The sequence below is a fragment of the Margalitia sp. FSL K6-0131 genome (assembly GCF_038008735.1).
Taxonomy (GTDB): Bacteria; Bacillota; Bacilli; order Bacillales; family Bacillaceae_C; genus Margalitia; species Margalitia shackletonii.
Genome location: NZ_JBBOZS010000001.1, coordinates 4,201,002 through 4,218,000, shown reverse-complemented (window position 1 = coordinate 4,218,000; position 16,999 = coordinate 4,201,002). Strand labels below are relative to the sequence as shown.

The following is a 16,999-nucleotide window of genomic DNA, read 5'->3' as shown; positions in this document are numbered from 1 at the left end:
GTCCCCTTTCTTTCTGCATTCGAGTAAGTAACGTTTAAGTCAATAACATGATACCACACCGTTTTTTTAGAAAATACAAATATTTGCATTTTGTTTTCATTGTTGAATGACAATAAAGTTGGTTAAAAACTTCAAACGTTTTATTCTATTAAAAAAAACATATTGTGGAAAAAGGAATCTTCGTACAAAAGTCGAAGTTATGATCTTACACACATTATTTTACGTCATCAAAAACGTTATATAGTAGAGAGGATTTAATTAAGTTTATCAATCACCCAAGAATGGATTTAAAAACTAAGGGTTATATAAATCCTAAGGATTATTGAGAAGCTATGGGGGCTTGAGTGACGTAAGGTTGAAGCGTATAATATATTACGAATTGAGCGAATATATAAAGATAAAAAAATCTTTAAAAGGAATTAGAGGGTTTTCTAATGAAAAAGAATTTTTTTACAGTTAAAGATGTGGTACGGATAACAGGTGTCACTGCTAGAACATTACATTTCTACGATAATATAGATTTATTAAAACCAATTCGCTTGTCTAATAATGGTTATCGAGCATATAGCAGAGAAGATTTGGACAGCCTTCGAACGATTTTATTTTTAAAAGAAATGGGTATTTCATTAAAAAAAATATCAGATATTATGCAACTAACGAAGCAAGAACAACTACAAATTTTAAAAATGCAATATCAAAAACTGCTCGCAAAACAACAACGCTTAGGTGAAATTGTTAGTGCCTTAGAGGATTACGTATCAGGAAAAGATATATTTAATTTGAATATCTTTAATAACTCACCAATTTTGCCACTACAAGAACAATATAGCCGTGAAGCCAAAGCGGTATTTGGTGAAACAGAAAAATACAAAGAGTATGAAAAGAATATAGAAAAACTATCTGATCGGGAAAAAGAAGATGTATATTACGAGTTTGGAAAAAACATGGAAAAAGTATTTAAGAAATTAGCAGAACAAATCCACAAACTTCCTTCCTCTAAGGATGTACAAAAACTAATAGTAGAATGGAAAAGTTACCTTGAACAAAATATGACTTGTGATACAGAAATTTTGATATGTATTGCTGAAACCTATACATCTGATGAGAGATGGAAAAAATATATCAACCAATTCAGTGATGAAGATTTGAGTGAATTTATTTATCAGGCAATTATGTATTATTGTAAAACGAGTAGGTAGTAATAAAGCATGCTGCAGATTCAGCACACTTTATTACATTAATTTAGTCTTCAAAATAGCCAGATGCCTTTATAACTTCATCTCCATCCATAACCGTAGCCTTTTCTATTGAAATACCTGTCTTTTTTAGATATGCCTGTATAGCATAATATCCTACAGCATAGCCTCCACAGAAAGGCATTCCAAAGTCTTGAGTCTCTGGCATCATTGGGTGCTTTCCAAATATATATTTACGAACTTCCATAAACCCTCTGACGTCTAGTGATTTTGAAATTATTCTTCTTGCGGTTTCCAAATCCGCTCCTTGTACAAGTCCATCTGTTACCCATGGGCCAATAAACTCTTCTCCAAACATACTTGCTGCAAAGCTTTCAGCCAAGCCTTCAATAGCAATGTATCTTCCAACTGTTACGTCAGTCATAAAATTCCACTTTGTATTATGGAAAAGCACATTGTGATGAAACTCATGAGTAATACATGCATTCAGCTTTGGCAGGTTCTTTTCGTTCGGATCTATCATTATTAATATATAGCCAGGTATAGAGCCCATACCCGTGTATCCTTGAAACATTGATAAGTATTCTGGGTTTCCTAAGAAGATCCCTACTACAACTTTTTCCGGTAATGGAATGCTGGCTTTTTCAAAGCGGGCGGCTGCAGCTTCAATTGTCCTTTTTGCATTATTCCAAGCATCAGTCTTTTCCAGTCTTTCTAACATTTCTATCATCTTTGATTCCTGGCCGGATAGCTGTATACACCCCATGGCTTCAGGTGTCTTAGGCATATGCATTATTTCAAACATCCGATTAAAAGGTTTTAATAACTCTCCGCTAAAAAATTCACTTCTCTCCCCTTCTGGCAAATTAAGCATTTCTTTATATAAATTTAATGTATCTTGTATGATTATTTCCATTAAAATCATCTCCTTATTATTCAATTGAAATAGTGACATCACTTAGAACAATTTCGATTATAGGCTATGACGTTACGTCAATGTCAACAAGATAATTAATAATCTATTATTGCACTTTGAAGAACCCTTTAATGGAGTAAGAGAAAAAGGCTTTTTCAATTAAAGTATCCGGTTGTGAAAATAAACTCCCAGATTTAAACGACTTTATTGTTACTTATTTAAAGAGTTATTCGGTAATTAATCCAAAAATTAAATAACTTTATTCTCCCCCTTCCATTTTAATGGACGGGGTAATGCGCATTTGGCGGTTTAAAATCAAACAACTTTATTGTAATTCATCATTCATTTCCGAAATTTCCTCCGTATATTTTCCTTTTCATGGATAAAAATATAAAGATAGCATCCATTATGAATTAAAGGTGAATGATTAGATGGCAATATCAACTTTTGAATTTTTAAAATTACAGCTAAGCGGAAGTGCCGATGCGAAGATTCAGCCATTAATGAAAAGTAATCAGCAGATTTTTTTGATATATTTAAAAAGCTTAAGTGATGGGGACAAAATCCAACAATTAGTGGTAAAGCCATATTTTGAAATGCAATCTATGGAGGATTATTGCTATTATTTGCAGTCGCTTGCAGACTATAAGGAATTTAAAGGTAATGATGCAGCGTTAAAGGATATTTTTCATGGAGGAGTAGCCGTTATCCTTCCTGGTCAAGTCGTTATATTAGACTTGAAATTTCAAACGAATAAAGAAGTTCTCGATGCTAGTGTAGAAACCACCATTCATGGGCCGCAAAAGGCTTTAAGTGAAAACTTAGAAGTGAATCTTAATTTAATTAGACAGCGCTACCATTCGAGTACCTTAATGGTCGAGTTAATGGGGGAAATCGGGTATAAAAGTAAAGTGCAATTAGCCCTCATTTACGATGAATCATTGATTAGAAAAGAAACCCTGGAAGAAATACGTAAGAAAATTAATGAAATTGATCGGTCAGTCATTCAAACCACGGGACAGCTGATGCGAAATTTTACTAAAAGAAGAACCTTATTCCCGACCTATCTTGTCACAGAGCGACCTGATCGTATTGCTTATAATCTGGCACTTGGGAAATTTGTTATTACCATTCAGGGGACCCCATTTACATTAATTGGACCAGCAGTTTTCTATGATTTTTTAAGTTCCATGGAAGACTTATATATGCCTTATTGGATTACCAAGTTTCTGGTAACCATTCGATACATCGGCCTTTTTATCAGTACACTGCTTCCTGCCGTCTATGTAGGGGTTACATCCTATAACCCCGAATTATTTCGGGTCCAGCTGGCGCTCACAATTGCTGGCAGCCGGGCAACCGTTCCTTTTCCATCATACTTAGAAGTATTATTTATGCTTTTAATGATGGAATTATTAGTGGAGGCAAGTATCAGGCTTCCAAAAGCAATTGGACCAACCGCAACAACCGTTGGCGGACTTATTTTGGGTACTGCAGCGACGGAGGCTGGTTTGGTTTCCAGCATTATGATTATTATTGTTTCCGCAGTGGCGATTTCAAACTTTGTTATTCCTATTAATGAAATGGGCTTTGCTATGAGAAATGTGAAATATGTTTTGTTATTTTTTGCGTCTATTAGCGGACTAATTGGTGTCATTGTAGGCTTGATTGGACTTCTCTTTTTCTTGGTCAATATTAACAGTCTTGGCGAGCCTTATTTGAAGGCATTTTACAGTGAACGAACGCGCAAAAAGCAAGTTTAAAAAGGAAGTCATATCGATGAACCGATACTTTTATTATTTGATCATTGTGAATATGATTACGAATGTCTTAACCTTTATTCCAAGGATTTTGTTGAACGAGCGTTTATCGGGAGGACTGCTCGCGATACCGATTGGAACCATAGTTGGGACGGGTTTAATGTATCTTTTTATAAAACAGATATCCCATTTTCCCGAAATGGGATTACCGGAAATATTAGAGAAATATCTCTCTAAATGGTTTAAAAACATTTATATATTCTTTAATGGTTTTATGTGGTTTCATGCGGGGCTCTTTACCTTGCTTTCCTTTATAACTATTACAAAAGTTTTTATCAGTCCGGATATGTCAGGTTTTCTTATTACTGGCATGTTTTTATTATTAATATGCTTTTCTATATTAATGCCTTCAAAAAAAGTTCTGTATGCAACAGAGTTATTGATTTTATTGAATATCCCGTTTATTTTACTAATTTTAATAAAAGCGATTTTTAATGATTATTTTAGCTGGGATTCTGTTCGTATTTTATTTACTCATTATCGGGAGATACCTACATGGTCCTCCATTTCTGCGGCCAGTTTTATCTACTTTGGTTTTGCTAATTTAATCATTTTCAATCGGGATTTTCAAAAAGTGAGTTTAAAGTGGATTTGGTTAATCATGCTGTTTGGACTGCAGGTACTGCTTGTTACAATGCTCGGTCCCATCGGATTTCATGGTGCGGTAAAAGGTGTTGAAAGTTATGTGTTTCCCTGGGTTAGCACAGCTGATTCTATGCGGATGGAGCTCGGTTTTGTGGAAAGGGTTCTCTTTATTTTTTTATTGCTGCATATAAATGTTTCATTAGTCAGCATTACCATTCATTGGCATGTGAGTATTGAATTATTTAAAAGCATTTTTCCAAAATTCAAATGGAAAGGGAAATACATTACAGGCTATATTATTTCGGCAATCTTTGCGGTACTCACCTTTATATTAGATGGGTTTTCGACGGAAGATACTAATTTTACGATTATGAAATCGTGGATAAATGGTTTAATCCCTGCCGCCATATTTATGAATTTTATCTTACTATTAGCTATTCGGAGGAAGAAAAAGAATGAATAGAAAATGGCTTCTTATTCCTTTAATAGTATTTGCCGTATTACTTGGTGGCTGTGGATTTAAGGATATTGATAAAAGATTTTTTGCGGTATCCATTGGGGTCGATAAAGGGGAAAAGAAAAGATATAGGGTTTCTGTGGAACTTGCTATTCCAAGCGGAGATCCGAAACAGCCCGGAGACAGCATTGTCTTCACAGAGGAGGCAGATTCCATTGCTGCGGCTATTGGCATTATAAAAGCAAATGCCGATAAAGAACTTGATTTTGGACATATGAACGTAATCATTATCGGAAAGGATTTAGCGAAGGAGAATTTATTTACGACGGTCGATTGGTTTTCAAGGAGAAGAGATATTCAAGAAATTGCCTGGGTAAGTATTTCTGCCTCGAAGGCGAAGGATATTTTAGAATATCATCCGAAGGGAGAATACATACCGAGTAATAATCTTCTTTTGCTTTTTGGTAATGAGGGTACGGAAACCCCTTATGTTATATCAGAATATCTTTTTAGCTTTTGGAGAGATTTAGCTGAGCCAGGAATTGATCCTGTCTTGCCAATCATCAAATATATAAAAGGTGAGAACACATTGGAAGTTCAAACAAGCGGGGTGATTCGAAATAAACATTTGGCTCTTGTGTTGAACAAGGATGAAACGATGCTTCTTAATCTATTCATCAAGCAAAAAGTAAAATCAGAACTTAATGTTACATCAAAGAAATACAATTTTACTATTGCCTCCAGTAAAGCAAAGGTAAAATATAAAATGAACACATCCGGTTCAGCCCCCATCATCGATATATTTGTATCGTTGAAAGGAAATCTGGAAGAAAAACATCGAGAGCATCAGAATGTAAATTTACATGTATATGAAAAAATAACGAATCAGCATTATAAAAAGAAATTTGAAAAACTCTTAACCAAATTGCAGAAGGAAAAAGTAGACCCAGTTGGCTTTGGGATGCGCTATGAAGCAACCCACCTAGGAGATGAGAAGGTGAAAATTTCCGAATGGAAGAGACTGTATCCACAAGCAAAGTTTAATGTTCACGTTACAACGAAAATAGATGGGACAGGCATTATTAAATAAGAACCTGTCCTATATGTATTTGCTCCCTTCTCTAATGCTTAGTTCTGGCAATGTATGGGACTGAATAAAATTTCTGACCGATTCAGGATTTGTTTTCGAATATTCTCTTAGTGCCCAGCCAATGGCCTTTTGGATGAAAAATTCTTTGCTGTCGGCATTGACTAAACAGTAACGGTAAAGAAGATCTGCATTTGTATTTGATTTATATTTTAGCTGAAAAAGAATAGCTGATCTTTTTAACCACATATTTTCATCAGTTGCCCAATTATCTATGTATTGCGGTATAATCTTAAGAAACCTGCTGGCAATTTCCCCGATGATGTGCGGTGCAATCGTATCGACTGTATCCCACCATGAATTCGTAGTAATAAGCTTTTGAAAAAATGGAATATGCTCGCTTGTAAATACTTTTTTATATTTTTGACAGTAACTAAGAGCTGCATAATGATATTCCCTTTCTTTAAAACTCCATAGTTGTTTTACAAAGTCTGGTGAAAATGGCATCTTATTTATTTCGGTTTCTGAAAAAAACTCCTTTAAAAGTTGATTTCGTTCGGGGGTCTTGATGCCCAGAAACGGTAAATGGTTCTTCATATAGCTTGCCATTGGAATGGCTTGCTCTGGATCCGCATGTTTTTCGAACTTGTCTACTAAGATTTTTATCTCCTGCATCGTTTTGAACTCCTGTTTTTTTCTTTCATCATACCGAAATATAGAAAATTAGCAAAATGCTTTTTTATTGGCTTGCCACTTTCTGTGTGAGAATTATAGCGTCCACAATTGAGCTTTTAAAACCGAAAACTTCTTCAATTTTTAAAACGGAATCGTTTAAAACGATGACGTCAAAGGAAAGTCCTAGTCGCTTCGCAGTTTCTAATTCTGCTGCGTTCGTTAAAAATCCTCCATCTCCTGTCAGACAAATAACCTGGTGATCCGGACAGGCTAATTTTGCTCCAATTGCACCGGGAAGGGAGATACCGATAGATGCTAATCCATTGGAGATAATTAATCTATTGGGGTTCTTTGGCTGAAAGGTGCGTGCCACTGAAACTTTATGGGAACCGACATCTGATATTATGATGGTTTTGTCAGTAGCGGCCATTTCCATAACATGCAATATATTCTCAATTGTAAGAGACAATGAAGCATAATTGGTATGATTCCAGCTTATATTGTAGGTTTTTTCCACGTGCATCTTTAAATTTCCAGACGGCATCCAGGTTTTAGAAGGGAGTTGGTAGGACTGAAAACTTTTCAACGTTTCCTTGGTATTCCCGACTAATTCCAATTGAACGGGATAATATTCATCTACCTCTGCAGGTTCTGAATCGATATGAAGAATGGCGATCTTTTTTCTGTTCCATTCTTTTGGCAACCTTTCGTGTTGATCATATCCAATTACAATAAGCAGATCTGCTTCCTGTAACCCCGGTAAAATTTCATCCTTTTCCATAAAACCAAATGTAAAATAATTTTGTTCATGTTCTTTCGGTAAAATTCCTTTAGCCGTAAAACTATGTGCCACAGTTGCTTGCAAAGTTTCGGCAAATGCTAAAAATTCATCTGCAGCGCCGCCTCGAATGACACCATTTCCAACCAGGATAAAAGGCTTTTTGGATTGTTGGATGACTTGATGAGCGGATAAAAATACTTCATTACTTGGGATGAAAATAGGCTCAGGCGAAACGGGAAGCTGAACTGGCGGGATGGATTGAATGGCTAAATTTTCCGGGAGTTCAATTGCAACTGCACCGGGTTTTTCCAACTTTGCAATACGAAAAGCTTTGCGGATAATTTCAGGAATGGCGGAAGCTTCCTTAATTTGTACTGCCCATTTTGTAACGGAATCCATTATCTGTATGACATCAAGATATTGGTGGGAATGCTTATGCTGCCTCTCTAACCCTGCTTGACCTGTGATAGCAACTACCGGGGAATGATCAAGTGTTGCGCTTGCAAGTCCCGTTATTAAATTGGTTGCACCCGGTCCAAGTGTTGCGAGGCATACACCTGCTTTCCCCGATAATCTACCGTAAACATCCGCCATAAACGCTGCACCTTGTTCATGGCGAACGGTTATGTATTGAATTTGCTTGGAACGTGACAATGAATCCGCTAAATCTAATGTCTCATTGCCGACGATTCCAAATATATATTCCACTCCTTCATTTTCTAAACATTGAACAAAAACATCCGTTGCTTTCATGCGGTACCCCCTTGATAAATTTGGTCCCGGATAGTTTTTGATATTTGCAGAAAATTATAAGCACATCTAAAAGGAAAAAGCCCACAAAATTTGTGGACTTTGTACTATTTGTAAAGGAAGTATAAAATTTTCTAACCGATGCAATGAACGTTTCTACGCCAACATCAAGTAAAATTACATTTCAAATTTAACTCATCCGTACGCTAAAGCTGCGGGTTTCCGCATTTTTAATCTTCACCAATAATTTTTACTTCTCTTTCTAATTCTACATTGAATTTTTCTTTCACTGTTTTTTGGACATGGCGTATTAACGCAATATATTCTGAAGCGGTGGCATTATTTTTATTGACAATAAAGCCCGCATGCTTAGTGGAAACCTCAGCTCCCCCGATGCTTGTTCCTTGCAGTCCGCTATCTTGAATCAGTTTACCGGCAAAATAACCCGGTGGCCTTTTGAAGACACTTCCACATGAAGGATATTCAAGTGGCTGTTTGGATTCACGGCGAAACGTGAGATCATCCATAACTGCTTTAATATCTTCGTAATTGCCCGGTTTAAGTTGAAATACTGCCTCCATGACAATGTCGCGGTTTGCTGCAATATTACTTGTTCGATAATCAAGCTCTAAATCAGCAGCTGTTCTTTTTTGGATATCGCCATTTCGATCCACTACGATAGCGTAGTCGAGAACGTCTTTTATTTCTCCGCCATATGCTCCGGCATTCATAAACAATGCTCCGCCGACTGTTCCCGGTATACCGCAGGCAAATTCAAGACCGGTTAATTTTGCATCTAATGCTTTACGGGATGCTTCAATAATGGCAGCTCCGCTTTCCGCAATTAATTTATCCCCGTCCACTTTAATGTTTTTAAAACGATTCAAAAGAATCACGATGCCGCGAATTCCGCCGTCCTTCACAATTAAATTAGAGCCATTCCCTAATAAGGTAAAAGGAATTTGTTCCTTATTCGAGAACTTAATGATGTTTTGTAATTCCACATAGGTGGAAGGTGTGACAAGAAAATCCGCTTTACCGCCAAGCTTCGTATAAGTATGATTTTTTAAATATTCATCCACTAATATGTTTTCTTTTTCTACAATTTCAAGTAAGTTATTATAAATTTGATGAGACTCTATCATGATAATCATTCCTTTGACGTAATTTTCGAATAATCTATCTATATAAAGTAAGAAATTTTTTACCCCTTAAACAAGCATTATAACAGTTTTCCATCACAAATTTTAGTCCTACAACACAAATTCAAACATACTGTAATATTATATAGGCAAATGCTCATTTGGTGTCAGGCACCGCAAATGGACAAATCGATATTTTGTCCTTCTATAGTGGACAATAGTTCTAAAAATATTAGTAGAATAAAATTTCTTTCTCCTCTTGACATTCTATTTTGAACGTAATAATATAATTAACAATAAATTTAAAAAAACTGAAAATTATGCAGCGTTGAAGAAGAAGAGTAATCCTTATGGACACTTTAGAGAGCTGGTGGTTGGTGTGAACCAGTGTGAATGTATGGATGAATGGGCTTCTGAGCTTCCAAACCGAAACTAAAATTTGAGCAGTAGGCTTTGGCGAATGTCTCGTCGTTACAAGAGACGGATATTACGATCTTTCTATTAGATCTTGATATTGTCAAAGTGAGCTGTTTTGTTCAGCTAATAAAGGTGGTACCACGGGTCCTCTCGTCCTTTTCGGATGGGGGACCCTTTTGTTGTTTCTGTAAAAAAACTAAATATAGCGAACTCTATGATTAAGAGGAGTATGTTTTATAAAAATCGTTGCAGAGAGCCGGTGATGGTGCGAATCCGGTACGATGGGTAAGACAGAATGGACTTATGAGAGGTTTCTTGAACGAAAGTAGGGAAACACGGAATTCCACCGTTAAAAGGATAGGGTATCGGAAAGAACAAATGCGTAAGCGCCTTGCTCAGCGGCTTATGGATTTCGTAGTCGCAGGCTCGAGATAAAGGAAACACAGTGAGGTAGTTCACGAACAAGTGAAAATAGCACTACCATTTTCAACTGATGTTGACTTATCGTAGGGAGAAGACGGAGAAATCCACTAGCCGCTAGGCGCTGAAGCTAGACGAAAACAATCCCGTACCCGAAAAAGCGGAAGGAGTGTATTCTCCTTCAACATGAGGTGGCACCGCGGTATGAATCGTCCTCTATAAACTCAGGCAAATTGCGCTTGAGCTTATAGAGGACTTTTTTATTTTCATGACAAAACCCATTTTAAAAATTAGGAGGTTCCCAGCTTTGAATCCAAATTACAAAATCACGACATTTAACGGTGATACCCTAACACCAATCGCCATTTACAATCGCCTGAATGGAAAAAAGAAATTTCTGCTTGAGAGCTCACTTCAACATGATGAAAAGGGCAGGTACTCCTTTATCGGTATGAACCCATACCTTGAGTATAAAGCGGCTCATGACCAAATAACGATTATTTCAAAGCAGCAAACTCTAAGAGAACAGGGGAAACCACTAGAAGTATTGAAAAAATACATTCCCAAACTAGAGGCAGAAATACCCTTTCCATTCTATGGCGGAGGTGTTGGGTATATAGGTTACGATACCATCCGTCAATACGAAAAGATTGGGGAAATAGCAAACGATACTATGAAAATGCCGGATATCCACCTCATGTTTTATCAGGAGGCAATCGTTTTCGATCACGTTTCTCAAACCGTTTCGATCATTTTATTAAATGCAGATCAAAAACGAACGGATGATGAGCTCACACAAATAACAGAGCAATTGAAGTTAACCATATTCACTGCCAACGACATTGTGGAAACATCAACATCTCCTGCCAAAATGAATTTTACACCAACCAAGACAAAAGAAGAATTCATGGAAATGGTTGAAAGTGCAAAGAAACATATTCAGCAAGGGGATATTTTTCAGGTTGTATTATCTCAAGCCTTAGAAGGGGAGGTAACAGTAGAACCCTTTCAGTTTTATCGAAAACTGCGAAACGCAAATCCATCACCATATATGTTTTACATCGACTTCGATGACTACATTCTTTTAGGCGCCTCACCTGAAAGCTTGATAAAAACTAAGAGCGGGGAATTATCAACCAATCCAATTGCTGGAACCAGACCGCGCGGAAAATCTAAATTAGAGGACCGCCAGTTAGAACAAGAACTTCTTTCAGATGAAAAAGAACTGGCAGAACATAAAATGCTCGTGGATTTAAGCCGTAATGATGTGGGGCGCGTATGCGAAGCCGGCTCCATCACGATTCCAAAGTTTATGGAAATTGAACGGTACCAGCATGTTATGCATATCGTCTCTGAAGTAAAGGGCCGGCTAAAACCAAACTTATCCGGAATCGATGCTCTTGTTTCCTGCCTTCCAGCGGGAACGGTATCTGGGGCTCCGAAAATTCGCGCGATGCAAATCATCAATGAACTTGAAAAAAGAAAGCGCGGAGTGTATGCAGGAGCAGTAGGCTACATCAATGTGAACGGTGATATCGATTTTGCATTAGCCATTCGCTCCTTAGTGATAAAAGATAAAAAGGCCATTTTACAAACCGGTGCGGGGATTGTGTATGACTCTATTCCGGAAAAAGAATATGAAGAAACCATGAATAAAGCAAAGTCCCTATTGGAGGTAAACAGCTATGATCTTGTTAATCGATAACTATGATTCCTTCACTTATAACCTATATCAATATTTTCTGGAATTAGGTGAAGATGTTCAGGTAGTACGGAATGATCAAATAACGGTGGAGGATATCGAAGCACTCCAGCCGGAAGCGATTATTTTATCTCCTGGCCCAGGTGTACCGGAAAATGCCGGGATATGCATGGAGCTGATAAAAGCCTGTTATCGGGAAATTCCGATATTAGGAATTTGTTTAGGCCATCAGGCAATTGGGGCAGCCTTTGGAGCAGCAATCGTGCAGGCGGAAAATATTAAGCATGGGAAAACATCGATGATTTTACATTCCGGGCAAGGCTTATTCGAATATATGTCACAGCCGCTCGAAGTGATGCGCTACCACTCACTGGTGATTGAGGAGCAAAGCTTGCCTTTAGAAATCGAAGTGGTAGCAAATTCAATGGACGATAACGAAGTAATGGGAATCAAACATATTCGCTACCCATTGTACGGGCTTCAGTTTCACCCGGAATCCATTGGCACAAAATGCGGAAAAGCACTTATTCAAAATTTTTTACATGTTGTAAGGGGGCAAAGAAATGAGATCGTATCTTGAAAAAGTAATGGAGCACCAAAGCTTGTCTTATGAAGAAATGACAATGGCAGCTAATCAATTATTTTCAACGGATATATCGGATTCAGAAATGGGAGCCTTCTTAGCTGCTTTAAAAATAAAGGGGGAAACAGCTGAAGAAATTGCCGGTTTAGTAGAAGTCATCCGCGAAAAATCGCTGCAAATCGAACTGCCATTTCCATCCGTTATGGACAATTGCGGAACAGGTGGCGATGGATCAGGGAGCTTTAATATTAGTACAACATCTGCTTTTGTCATCGCTGGTGCGGGAATCAAAATTGCCAAGCATGGAAACCGCAGTGTCTCCAGTAAAACCGGCAGTGCGGATGTACTCGAACATTTAGGGGTGTCCTTAAACTTTGACCGTCATCAAATTGCGGAAATTCTTGATAAGAATGGAATTGCCTTTCTTTTTGCACCTAAGGTACATCCAAACATTAAGAGAATCATGAAGGTAAGGAAGGATTTAAAAATCCCGACGATCTTTAACTTAATTGGCCCTCTTACAAACCCTATTTCATTAGACACTCAGCTTCTCGGCATTTATCGAAGGGATATGCTCGAAATGATGGCACAGGTTTTACACCAATTAGGAAGAAAAAGAGCGGTTGTTTTAAATGGGGCAGGGTTTATGGATGAGGCTTCATTATCTGGTGAAAATCATCTCGTATTATTAAAGGAAGGAAAAATAACAAGCTTCACCTTAAATCCAAGTGATGTCGGTTTACCCGAATATGAAAATGAAGCAATTCGCGGCGGAAATTCAAAAGATAATGCCGATATTCTTCTTCAAGTTTTAAAAGGTGTAAAAGGAGCATATCGCGATACCGTGCTTCTTAACGCCGGGTTAGGTATTTTCGCAAATGGTTTGGCATCTTCCATTGAAGACGGAATTGCCTTAGCTGAAAAAAGTATCGATTCCGGAGCTGCTCTGCAAAAATTAGATTATTTAATCGAGTACAGCAAACATTTCGCAAAAGAGGTGATTTAAATGTCGTTTTTATCCAATATTTTAATCGAAAAAGAAAAAGAGGTTCAGTTACTAAAACAGCAATATCAACAGCACGGCCGAAGAAAAACTGAGCAGGAGAAATCAATGTATCAAACCTTCATGGAATCGAAGACCATGAATATAATTGCAGAAATAAAACGGGCATCGCCTTCCAAAGGGGAAATAAATGTAGGAATTAATCCTGTGGAACAGGCACAAGCATATGCCAAGTACGGTGCAAAAGCCATTTCCGTCTTAACAGATTCCGCCTTTTTTAAGGGCTCTATCGAGGATTTGGGTGCTGTAAGAAATGCTGTCGACTTCCCGATATTGTGTAAAGATTTTATTATTGAAGAAATTCAAATAGACCGGGCGAAAGAATATGGTGCAAATGTGATTCTTCTCATCGCTGCGGCGTTACCGAAGCATCGATTAAGTGAGCTTTATGAATACGCCTATTCGAAAGATTTGGAGGTTCTTTTAGAGGTTCACAATGAAACGGAGCTGATGATTGCTTTAGAAATAGGAGCTAATATCATTGGAATAAATAATAGGGATTTAAAAACATTTACCGTTGATTTAAGCGTAACAGAAAGGTTAGCAAAATTGGTGGACAGGGACGACATTCTTCTGATTGGGGAAAGTGGGATCCGAAATAGGGAGGATGTCGAAAGGATGATGCATGCTGGGGTAAAAGGAGTTTTAGTCGGAGAGACCTTAATGCGCTCGGATAATTTGAAAGATACATTAGCGGATTTAAAAATAGCATTCAACTAAGGGGCGTGTTTCTTTGGGAGTGAAAATTTGTGGAATTAAAACGATGGAAGCAGCAAAAGCAGCGGTTGATGCAGGTGCGGACTTTATCGGATTTGTTTTTGCGGAAAGTAAAAGACGAATATCGCCTGAGCAAGCGAAAAAAATGGCAGCTCACATTCCAAGCCATGTGAAAAAAGTCGGAGTATTTGTCAATGAAGATCAATCTACCATTCGCAAAATAGTTGCGCAAGTTGGTCTTGACTACATTCAGCTTCATGGAAATGAATCGCCGCAATTTGCTGAAAGTCTGCAATATCCAATCATTAAAGCATTTTCTTGTAAAAATTTTACACAAATAAATAACTATAGCTGTGATTATTATCTGATCGACGGTCCGAAAGCCGGCAGCGGGGAAACTTTCGACTGGACGGATCTCGAAATACTCGATTTGCCAAAAGATAAACTTATACTAGCAGGCGGTCTTACCGTCCACAACGTAAAGAACGCTATTTTAACTGTACATCCGGCAGCAGTGGATGTATCAAGTGGTGTTGAAACAAATCATGAAAAAGATCCAGAAAAAATAAAATCTTTTGTTCGAAATGCTACATTAGCATATCAACAATTAAAGGAGAGAAAAGAATGATTTCGAAAACATATCCAAATGAAAATGGCCGCTACGGTGAGTTTGGCGGAAGATTTGTACCAGAAACATTAATGACTGCAATACTGGATCTCGAACTAGCATATAAAGAGGCAATGGAGGATCCAGCATTTACGAAGGAGTTAGAATACTATCTTACTCAATATGTCGGCCGCGAAACACCTCTCTATTATGCTGAAAATTTATCAAAACGATTAGGCGGTCCGAAAATCTTTTTAAAAAGAGAAGACCTGAATCATACAGGTGCCCATAAAATTAATAATGCTATCGGGCAGGCATTATTAACAAAAAGAATGGGGAAAAGGAAGGTTGTTGCGGAAACCGGTGCGGGCCAGCATGGGGTGGCAACTGCGACAGCATGTGCATTGCTTGGGTTGGAATGTATTGTCTTTATGGGTGCAGAGGATATTCGCAGACAAAAGCTGAATGTATTTCGAATGGAATTGCTCGGTGCAAAAGTCGTAAGTGTTAACCAAGGAAGCAGTACTTTAAAGGATGCGGTGAACGAAGCATTTCGCTACTGGGTAAGTAATGTTGCAGATACTCATTATATTATTGGTTCTGTTGTAGGACCGCACCCATTTCCGCAAATTGTCCGCGATTTTCAAAGTGTCATTGGATCCGAGACGAAGAAACAAATCGTGGAACAAACCGGGAAATTACCAGATGCGGTGGTAGCATGTGTCGGCGGCGGAAGTAATTCGATGGGGATGTTCTATCCATTTGTAAAAGATACAGAGGTTAAGCTATTTGGTGTAGAAGCAGGCGGAGATGGAATTGAAACAGGCAAACATGCGGCGGCATTAACCGACGGGGAAAAAGGAATTTTACATGGAACAATGACATACTTGCTTCAGGATAAGGACGGACAGGTGAAGGAAGCCCATTCTATTTCGGCAGGCCTTGATTATCCTGGTGTTGGACCAGAACATAGCTATTTAAAAGAAATTGGTCGAGTTACTTATACATCCATCACAGATAAGGAAGCATTAGAGGCATTTGAAATCCTCTCCAGGACGGAAGGAATTATTCCGGCGCTGGAGAGCTCCCATGCGGTTGCTTACAGTATAAAGCTCGCTAAAGAAATGACGGAAGAAGAGACACTTGTTATTTGTCTATCAGGTCGCGGGGATAAAGATGTAGAAACCATTAAGAGTTTAATAGGAGGAGAGTAATATGGGGAAAAAGAAATTGTCGGATGCTTTCGCAAAGGTAAAGGAAAATAGTGATAAAGCATTTGTACCATATATTATGGCTGGTGATGGCGGTTTAAGCATTTTAGAAGAAAGGATTAACCTGTTAGAAAAACTAGGGGCAACAGCAATAGAACTAGGAATTCCGTTTTCCGATCCGGTTGCCGATGGGCCTACGATTCAAGCTGCAGGCATTCGCGCACTGAAGGAAGAAGTTACATTGTCTTCTATTTTACTAGAGCTGCAAAAGCTTAAAGGAACATATAATATCCCAATTGTAATCATGACATATTTAAATCCTATCTTTGCTTATGGAGTAAAGCGCTTTGCTGAGGATTGTACCAAAGCAGGTGTGGATGGGATTATCATTCCCGATTTGCCGTTAGAAGAGGAAGAGCTTGTGTCCTCGGAACTCGAAAAAGAGGAAATTGCCTTTATTAGGCTGGTCTCTATTACAAGCACGGAGGAGAGAAAAACAGAACTAGCAAACAAAACAGAAGGTTTTCTCTATGCTGTCACGGTTGCTGGAATTACAGGGACAAGGGATTCCTATCAGAATGATATTGGAGAATATTTATCCTCTCTAAAAGCAATTTCTAAATCTCCTGTGTTGGCCGGATTTGGCGTCGCTACTCCAGAGCATGTAAAACAATTAGGTCAGTATTGTGATGGGGTAGTAGTCGGAAGCAAGATCATTGATTTATTTCAGCATCATGATCTTGGAGGGATTCAAAAGCTGATTCAGGCTTCGAAATGCAATCCGGTTGTGGGATAAAAAAGGGTGCATGTCAGCTCCGACATGCACCCTTTTTTTTAGTAAATTACCGTAAGTACCATCAGCTAGCGGGG

The 16,999-nt window shown here is 38.1% G+C and carries 15 protein-coding genes and 2 other annotated features; of the genes, 11 read left to right on the top strand and 4 right to left on the bottom strand.

All coding sequences use genetic code 11. The annotated features are described in order from the left end of the window. Positions 1–434: 434 nt before the first annotated feature. Positions 435–1,199 (top strand): MerR family transcriptional regulator, encoded by a 765-nt coding sequence (locus NSQ59_RS20650; protein ID WP_340832568.1) that lies wholly within the window; start codon positions 435–437, stop codon positions 1,197–1,199. 43 nt (positions 1,200–1,242) lie between these two features. Here the strand turns inward: NSQ59_RS20650 and NSQ59_RS20645 are convergent, their stop codons facing one another. After that, a complete protein-coding gene (locus tag NSQ59_RS20645) occupies positions 1,243–2,112 on the bottom strand; it encodes a DUF2268 domain-containing protein (RefSeq protein WP_055741944.1) in 870 nt (289 codons plus the stop codon). Positions 2,113–2,543: 431 nt separating this feature from the next. Here NSQ59_RS20645 and NSQ59_RS20640 point away from each other — a divergent pair, with 431 nt between their 5' ends. From NSQ59_RS20640 to NSQ59_RS20630, 3 genes are read left to right on the top strand one after another with little or no spacing between them, the layout of a single operon-like run. Next, positions 2,544–3,875, top strand: coding sequence for a spore germination protein (locus tag NSQ59_RS20640; RefSeq protein ID WP_055741943.1), 1,332 nt, complete (start codon positions 2,544–2,546; stop codon positions 3,873–3,875). A 16-nt stretch (positions 3,876–3,891) separates the two neighbouring features. Next, entirely contained in the window at positions 3,892–4,980 is a 1,089-nt protein-coding gene (locus NSQ59_RS20635) for a GerAB/ArcD/ProY family transporter (protein WP_055741942.1), read from the top strand. Then, on the top strand, positions 4,973–6,064 hold the full coding sequence (locus NSQ59_RS20630) for a Ger(x)C family spore germination protein (protein WP_055741941.1): 1,092 nt from the start codon (positions 4,973–4,975) through the stop codon (positions 6,062–6,064). Before NSQ59_RS20635 ends, NSQ59_RS20630 begins: the two co-directional genes overlap by 8 nt. A 9-nt stretch (positions 6,065–6,073) precedes the next feature. Here NSQ59_RS20630 and NSQ59_RS20625 read toward each other — a convergent pair whose 3' ends face one another. From NSQ59_RS20625 to murB, 3 genes are all read right to left on the bottom strand, one after another. After that, positions 6,074–6,736 carry a DNA alkylation repair protein gene (locus NSQ59_RS20625; RefSeq protein ID WP_055741940.1) on the bottom strand — a complete coding sequence of 221 codons (663 nt, stop codon included), beginning with the start codon at positions 6,734–6,736 and terminating at the stop codon, positions 6,074–6,076. A gap of 64 nt (positions 6,737–6,800) precedes the next feature. Then, positions 6,801–8,270: a thiamine pyrophosphate-binding protein gene (locus NSQ59_RS20620; protein WP_340832564.1), complete on the bottom strand. Its 1,470-nt coding sequence runs from the start codon at positions 8,268–8,270 to the stop codon at positions 6,801–6,803. A gap of 227 nt (positions 8,271–8,497) precedes the next feature. Beyond that, positions 8,498–9,412, bottom strand: coding sequence for a UDP-N-acetylmuramate dehydrogenase (gene murB, locus NSQ59_RS20615; protein ID WP_055741938.1), 915 nt, complete (start codon positions 9,410–9,412; stop codon positions 8,498–8,500). Between the two features lie 316 nt (positions 9,413–9,728). After that, positions 9,729–9,987, top strand: a binding site (T-box leader). Positions 9,988–10,031: 44 nt separating this feature from the next. Beyond that, positions 10,032–10,466: a binding site (T-box leader), on the top strand. A gap of 48 nt (positions 10,467–10,514) precedes the next feature. Between murB and trpE the strand changes: the two genes are divergently transcribed. The 7 genes from trpE to trpA are packed head-to-tail and all read left to right on the top strand — an operon-like array spanning position 10,515 to position 16,925. Next, positions 10,515–11,951: an anthranilate synthase component I gene (trpE, locus tag NSQ59_RS20610; RefSeq protein WP_055741936.1), complete on the top strand. Its 1,437-nt coding sequence runs from the start codon at positions 10,515–10,517 to the stop codon at positions 11,949–11,951. Further along, complete coding sequence (locus NSQ59_RS20605) at positions 11,932–12,528, top strand: anthranilate synthase component II (RefSeq protein WP_055741935.1); 597 nt, start codon at positions 11,932–11,934, stop codon at positions 12,526–12,528. The genes trpE and NSQ59_RS20605 overlap by 20 nt, the downstream gene beginning before the upstream one ends. After that, complete coding sequence (trpD, locus tag NSQ59_RS20600) at positions 12,512–13,537, top strand: anthranilate phosphoribosyltransferase (RefSeq protein WP_055741934.1); 1,026 nt, start codon at positions 12,512–12,514, stop codon at positions 13,535–13,537. Before NSQ59_RS20605 ends, trpD begins: the two co-directional genes overlap by 17 nt. Continuing rightward, a complete protein-coding gene (gene trpC / locus NSQ59_RS20595) occupies positions 13,538–14,314 on the top strand; it encodes an indole-3-glycerol phosphate synthase TrpC (RefSeq protein ID WP_055741933.1) in 777 nt (258 codons plus the stop codon). Positions 14,315–14,333: 19 nt separating this feature from the next. After that, positions 14,334–14,939 (top strand): phosphoribosylanthranilate isomerase, encoded by a 606-nt coding sequence (locus NSQ59_RS20590; RefSeq protein ID WP_340833181.1) that lies wholly within the window; start codon positions 14,334–14,336, stop codon positions 14,937–14,939. Beyond that, entirely contained in the window at positions 14,936–16,132 is a 1,197-nt protein-coding gene (trpB, locus tag NSQ59_RS20585; protein ID WP_055741932.1) for a tryptophan synthase subunit beta, read from the top strand. Before NSQ59_RS20590 ends, trpB begins: the two co-directional genes overlap by 4 nt. Position 16,133: 1 nt before the next feature. Next, complete coding sequence (gene trpA / locus NSQ59_RS20580) at positions 16,134–16,925, top strand: tryptophan synthase subunit alpha (protein WP_055741931.1); 792 nt, start codon at positions 16,134–16,136, stop codon at positions 16,923–16,925. Positions 16,926–16,999: the final 74 nt, after the last annotated feature.

Bases quoted from the DNA above. Each gene is read 5' to 3' on its own strand.
- NSQ59_RS20650 (WP_340832568.1), top strand. From the start codon at position 435: ATGAAAAAGAATTTTTTTACAGTTAAAGATGTGGTACGGATAACAGGT.
- NSQ59_RS20645 (WP_055741944.1), bottom strand. From the start codon at position 2,112: ATGGAAATAATCATACAAGATACATTAAATTTATATAAAGAAATGCTT.
- NSQ59_RS20640 (WP_055741943.1), top strand. From the start codon at position 2,544: ATGGCAATATCAACTTTTGAATTTTTAAAATTACAGCTAAGCGGAAGT.
- NSQ59_RS20635 (WP_055741942.1), top strand. From the start codon at position 3,892: ATGAACCGATACTTTTATTATTTGATCATTGTGAATATGATTACGAAT.
- NSQ59_RS20630 (WP_055741941.1), top strand. From the start codon at position 4,973: ATGAATAGAAAATGGCTTCTTATTCCTTTAATAGTATTTGCCGTATTA.
- NSQ59_RS20625 (WP_055741940.1), bottom strand. From the start codon at position 6,736: ATGCAGGAGATAAAAATCTTAGTAGACAAGTTCGAAAAACATGCGGAT.
- NSQ59_RS20620 (WP_340832564.1), bottom strand. From the start codon at position 8,270: ATGAAAGCAACGGATGTTTTTGTTCAATGTTTAGAAAATGAAGGAGTG.
- murB (WP_055741938.1), bottom strand. From the start codon at position 9,412: ATGATAGAGTCTCATCAAATTTATAATAACTTACTTGAAATTGTAGAA.
- trpE (WP_055741936.1), top strand. From the start codon at position 10,515: ATGACAAAACCCATTTTAAAAATTAGGAGGTTCCCAGCTTTGAATCCA.
- NSQ59_RS20605 (WP_055741935.1), top strand. From the start codon at position 11,932: ATGATCTTGTTAATCGATAACTATGATTCCTTCACTTATAACCTATAT.
- trpD (WP_055741934.1), top strand. From the start codon at position 12,512: ATGAGATCGTATCTTGAAAAAGTAATGGAGCACCAAAGCTTGTCTTAT.
- trpC (WP_055741933.1), top strand. From the start codon at position 13,538: ATGTCGTTTTTATCCAATATTTTAATCGAAAAAGAAAAAGAGGTTCAG.
- trpB (WP_055741932.1), top strand. From the start codon at position 14,936: ATGATTTCGAAAACATATCCAAATGAAAATGGCCGCTACGGTGAGTTT.
- trpA (WP_055741931.1), top strand. From the start codon at position 16,134: ATGGGGAAAAAGAAATTGTCGGATGCTTTCGCAAAGGTAAAGGAAAAT.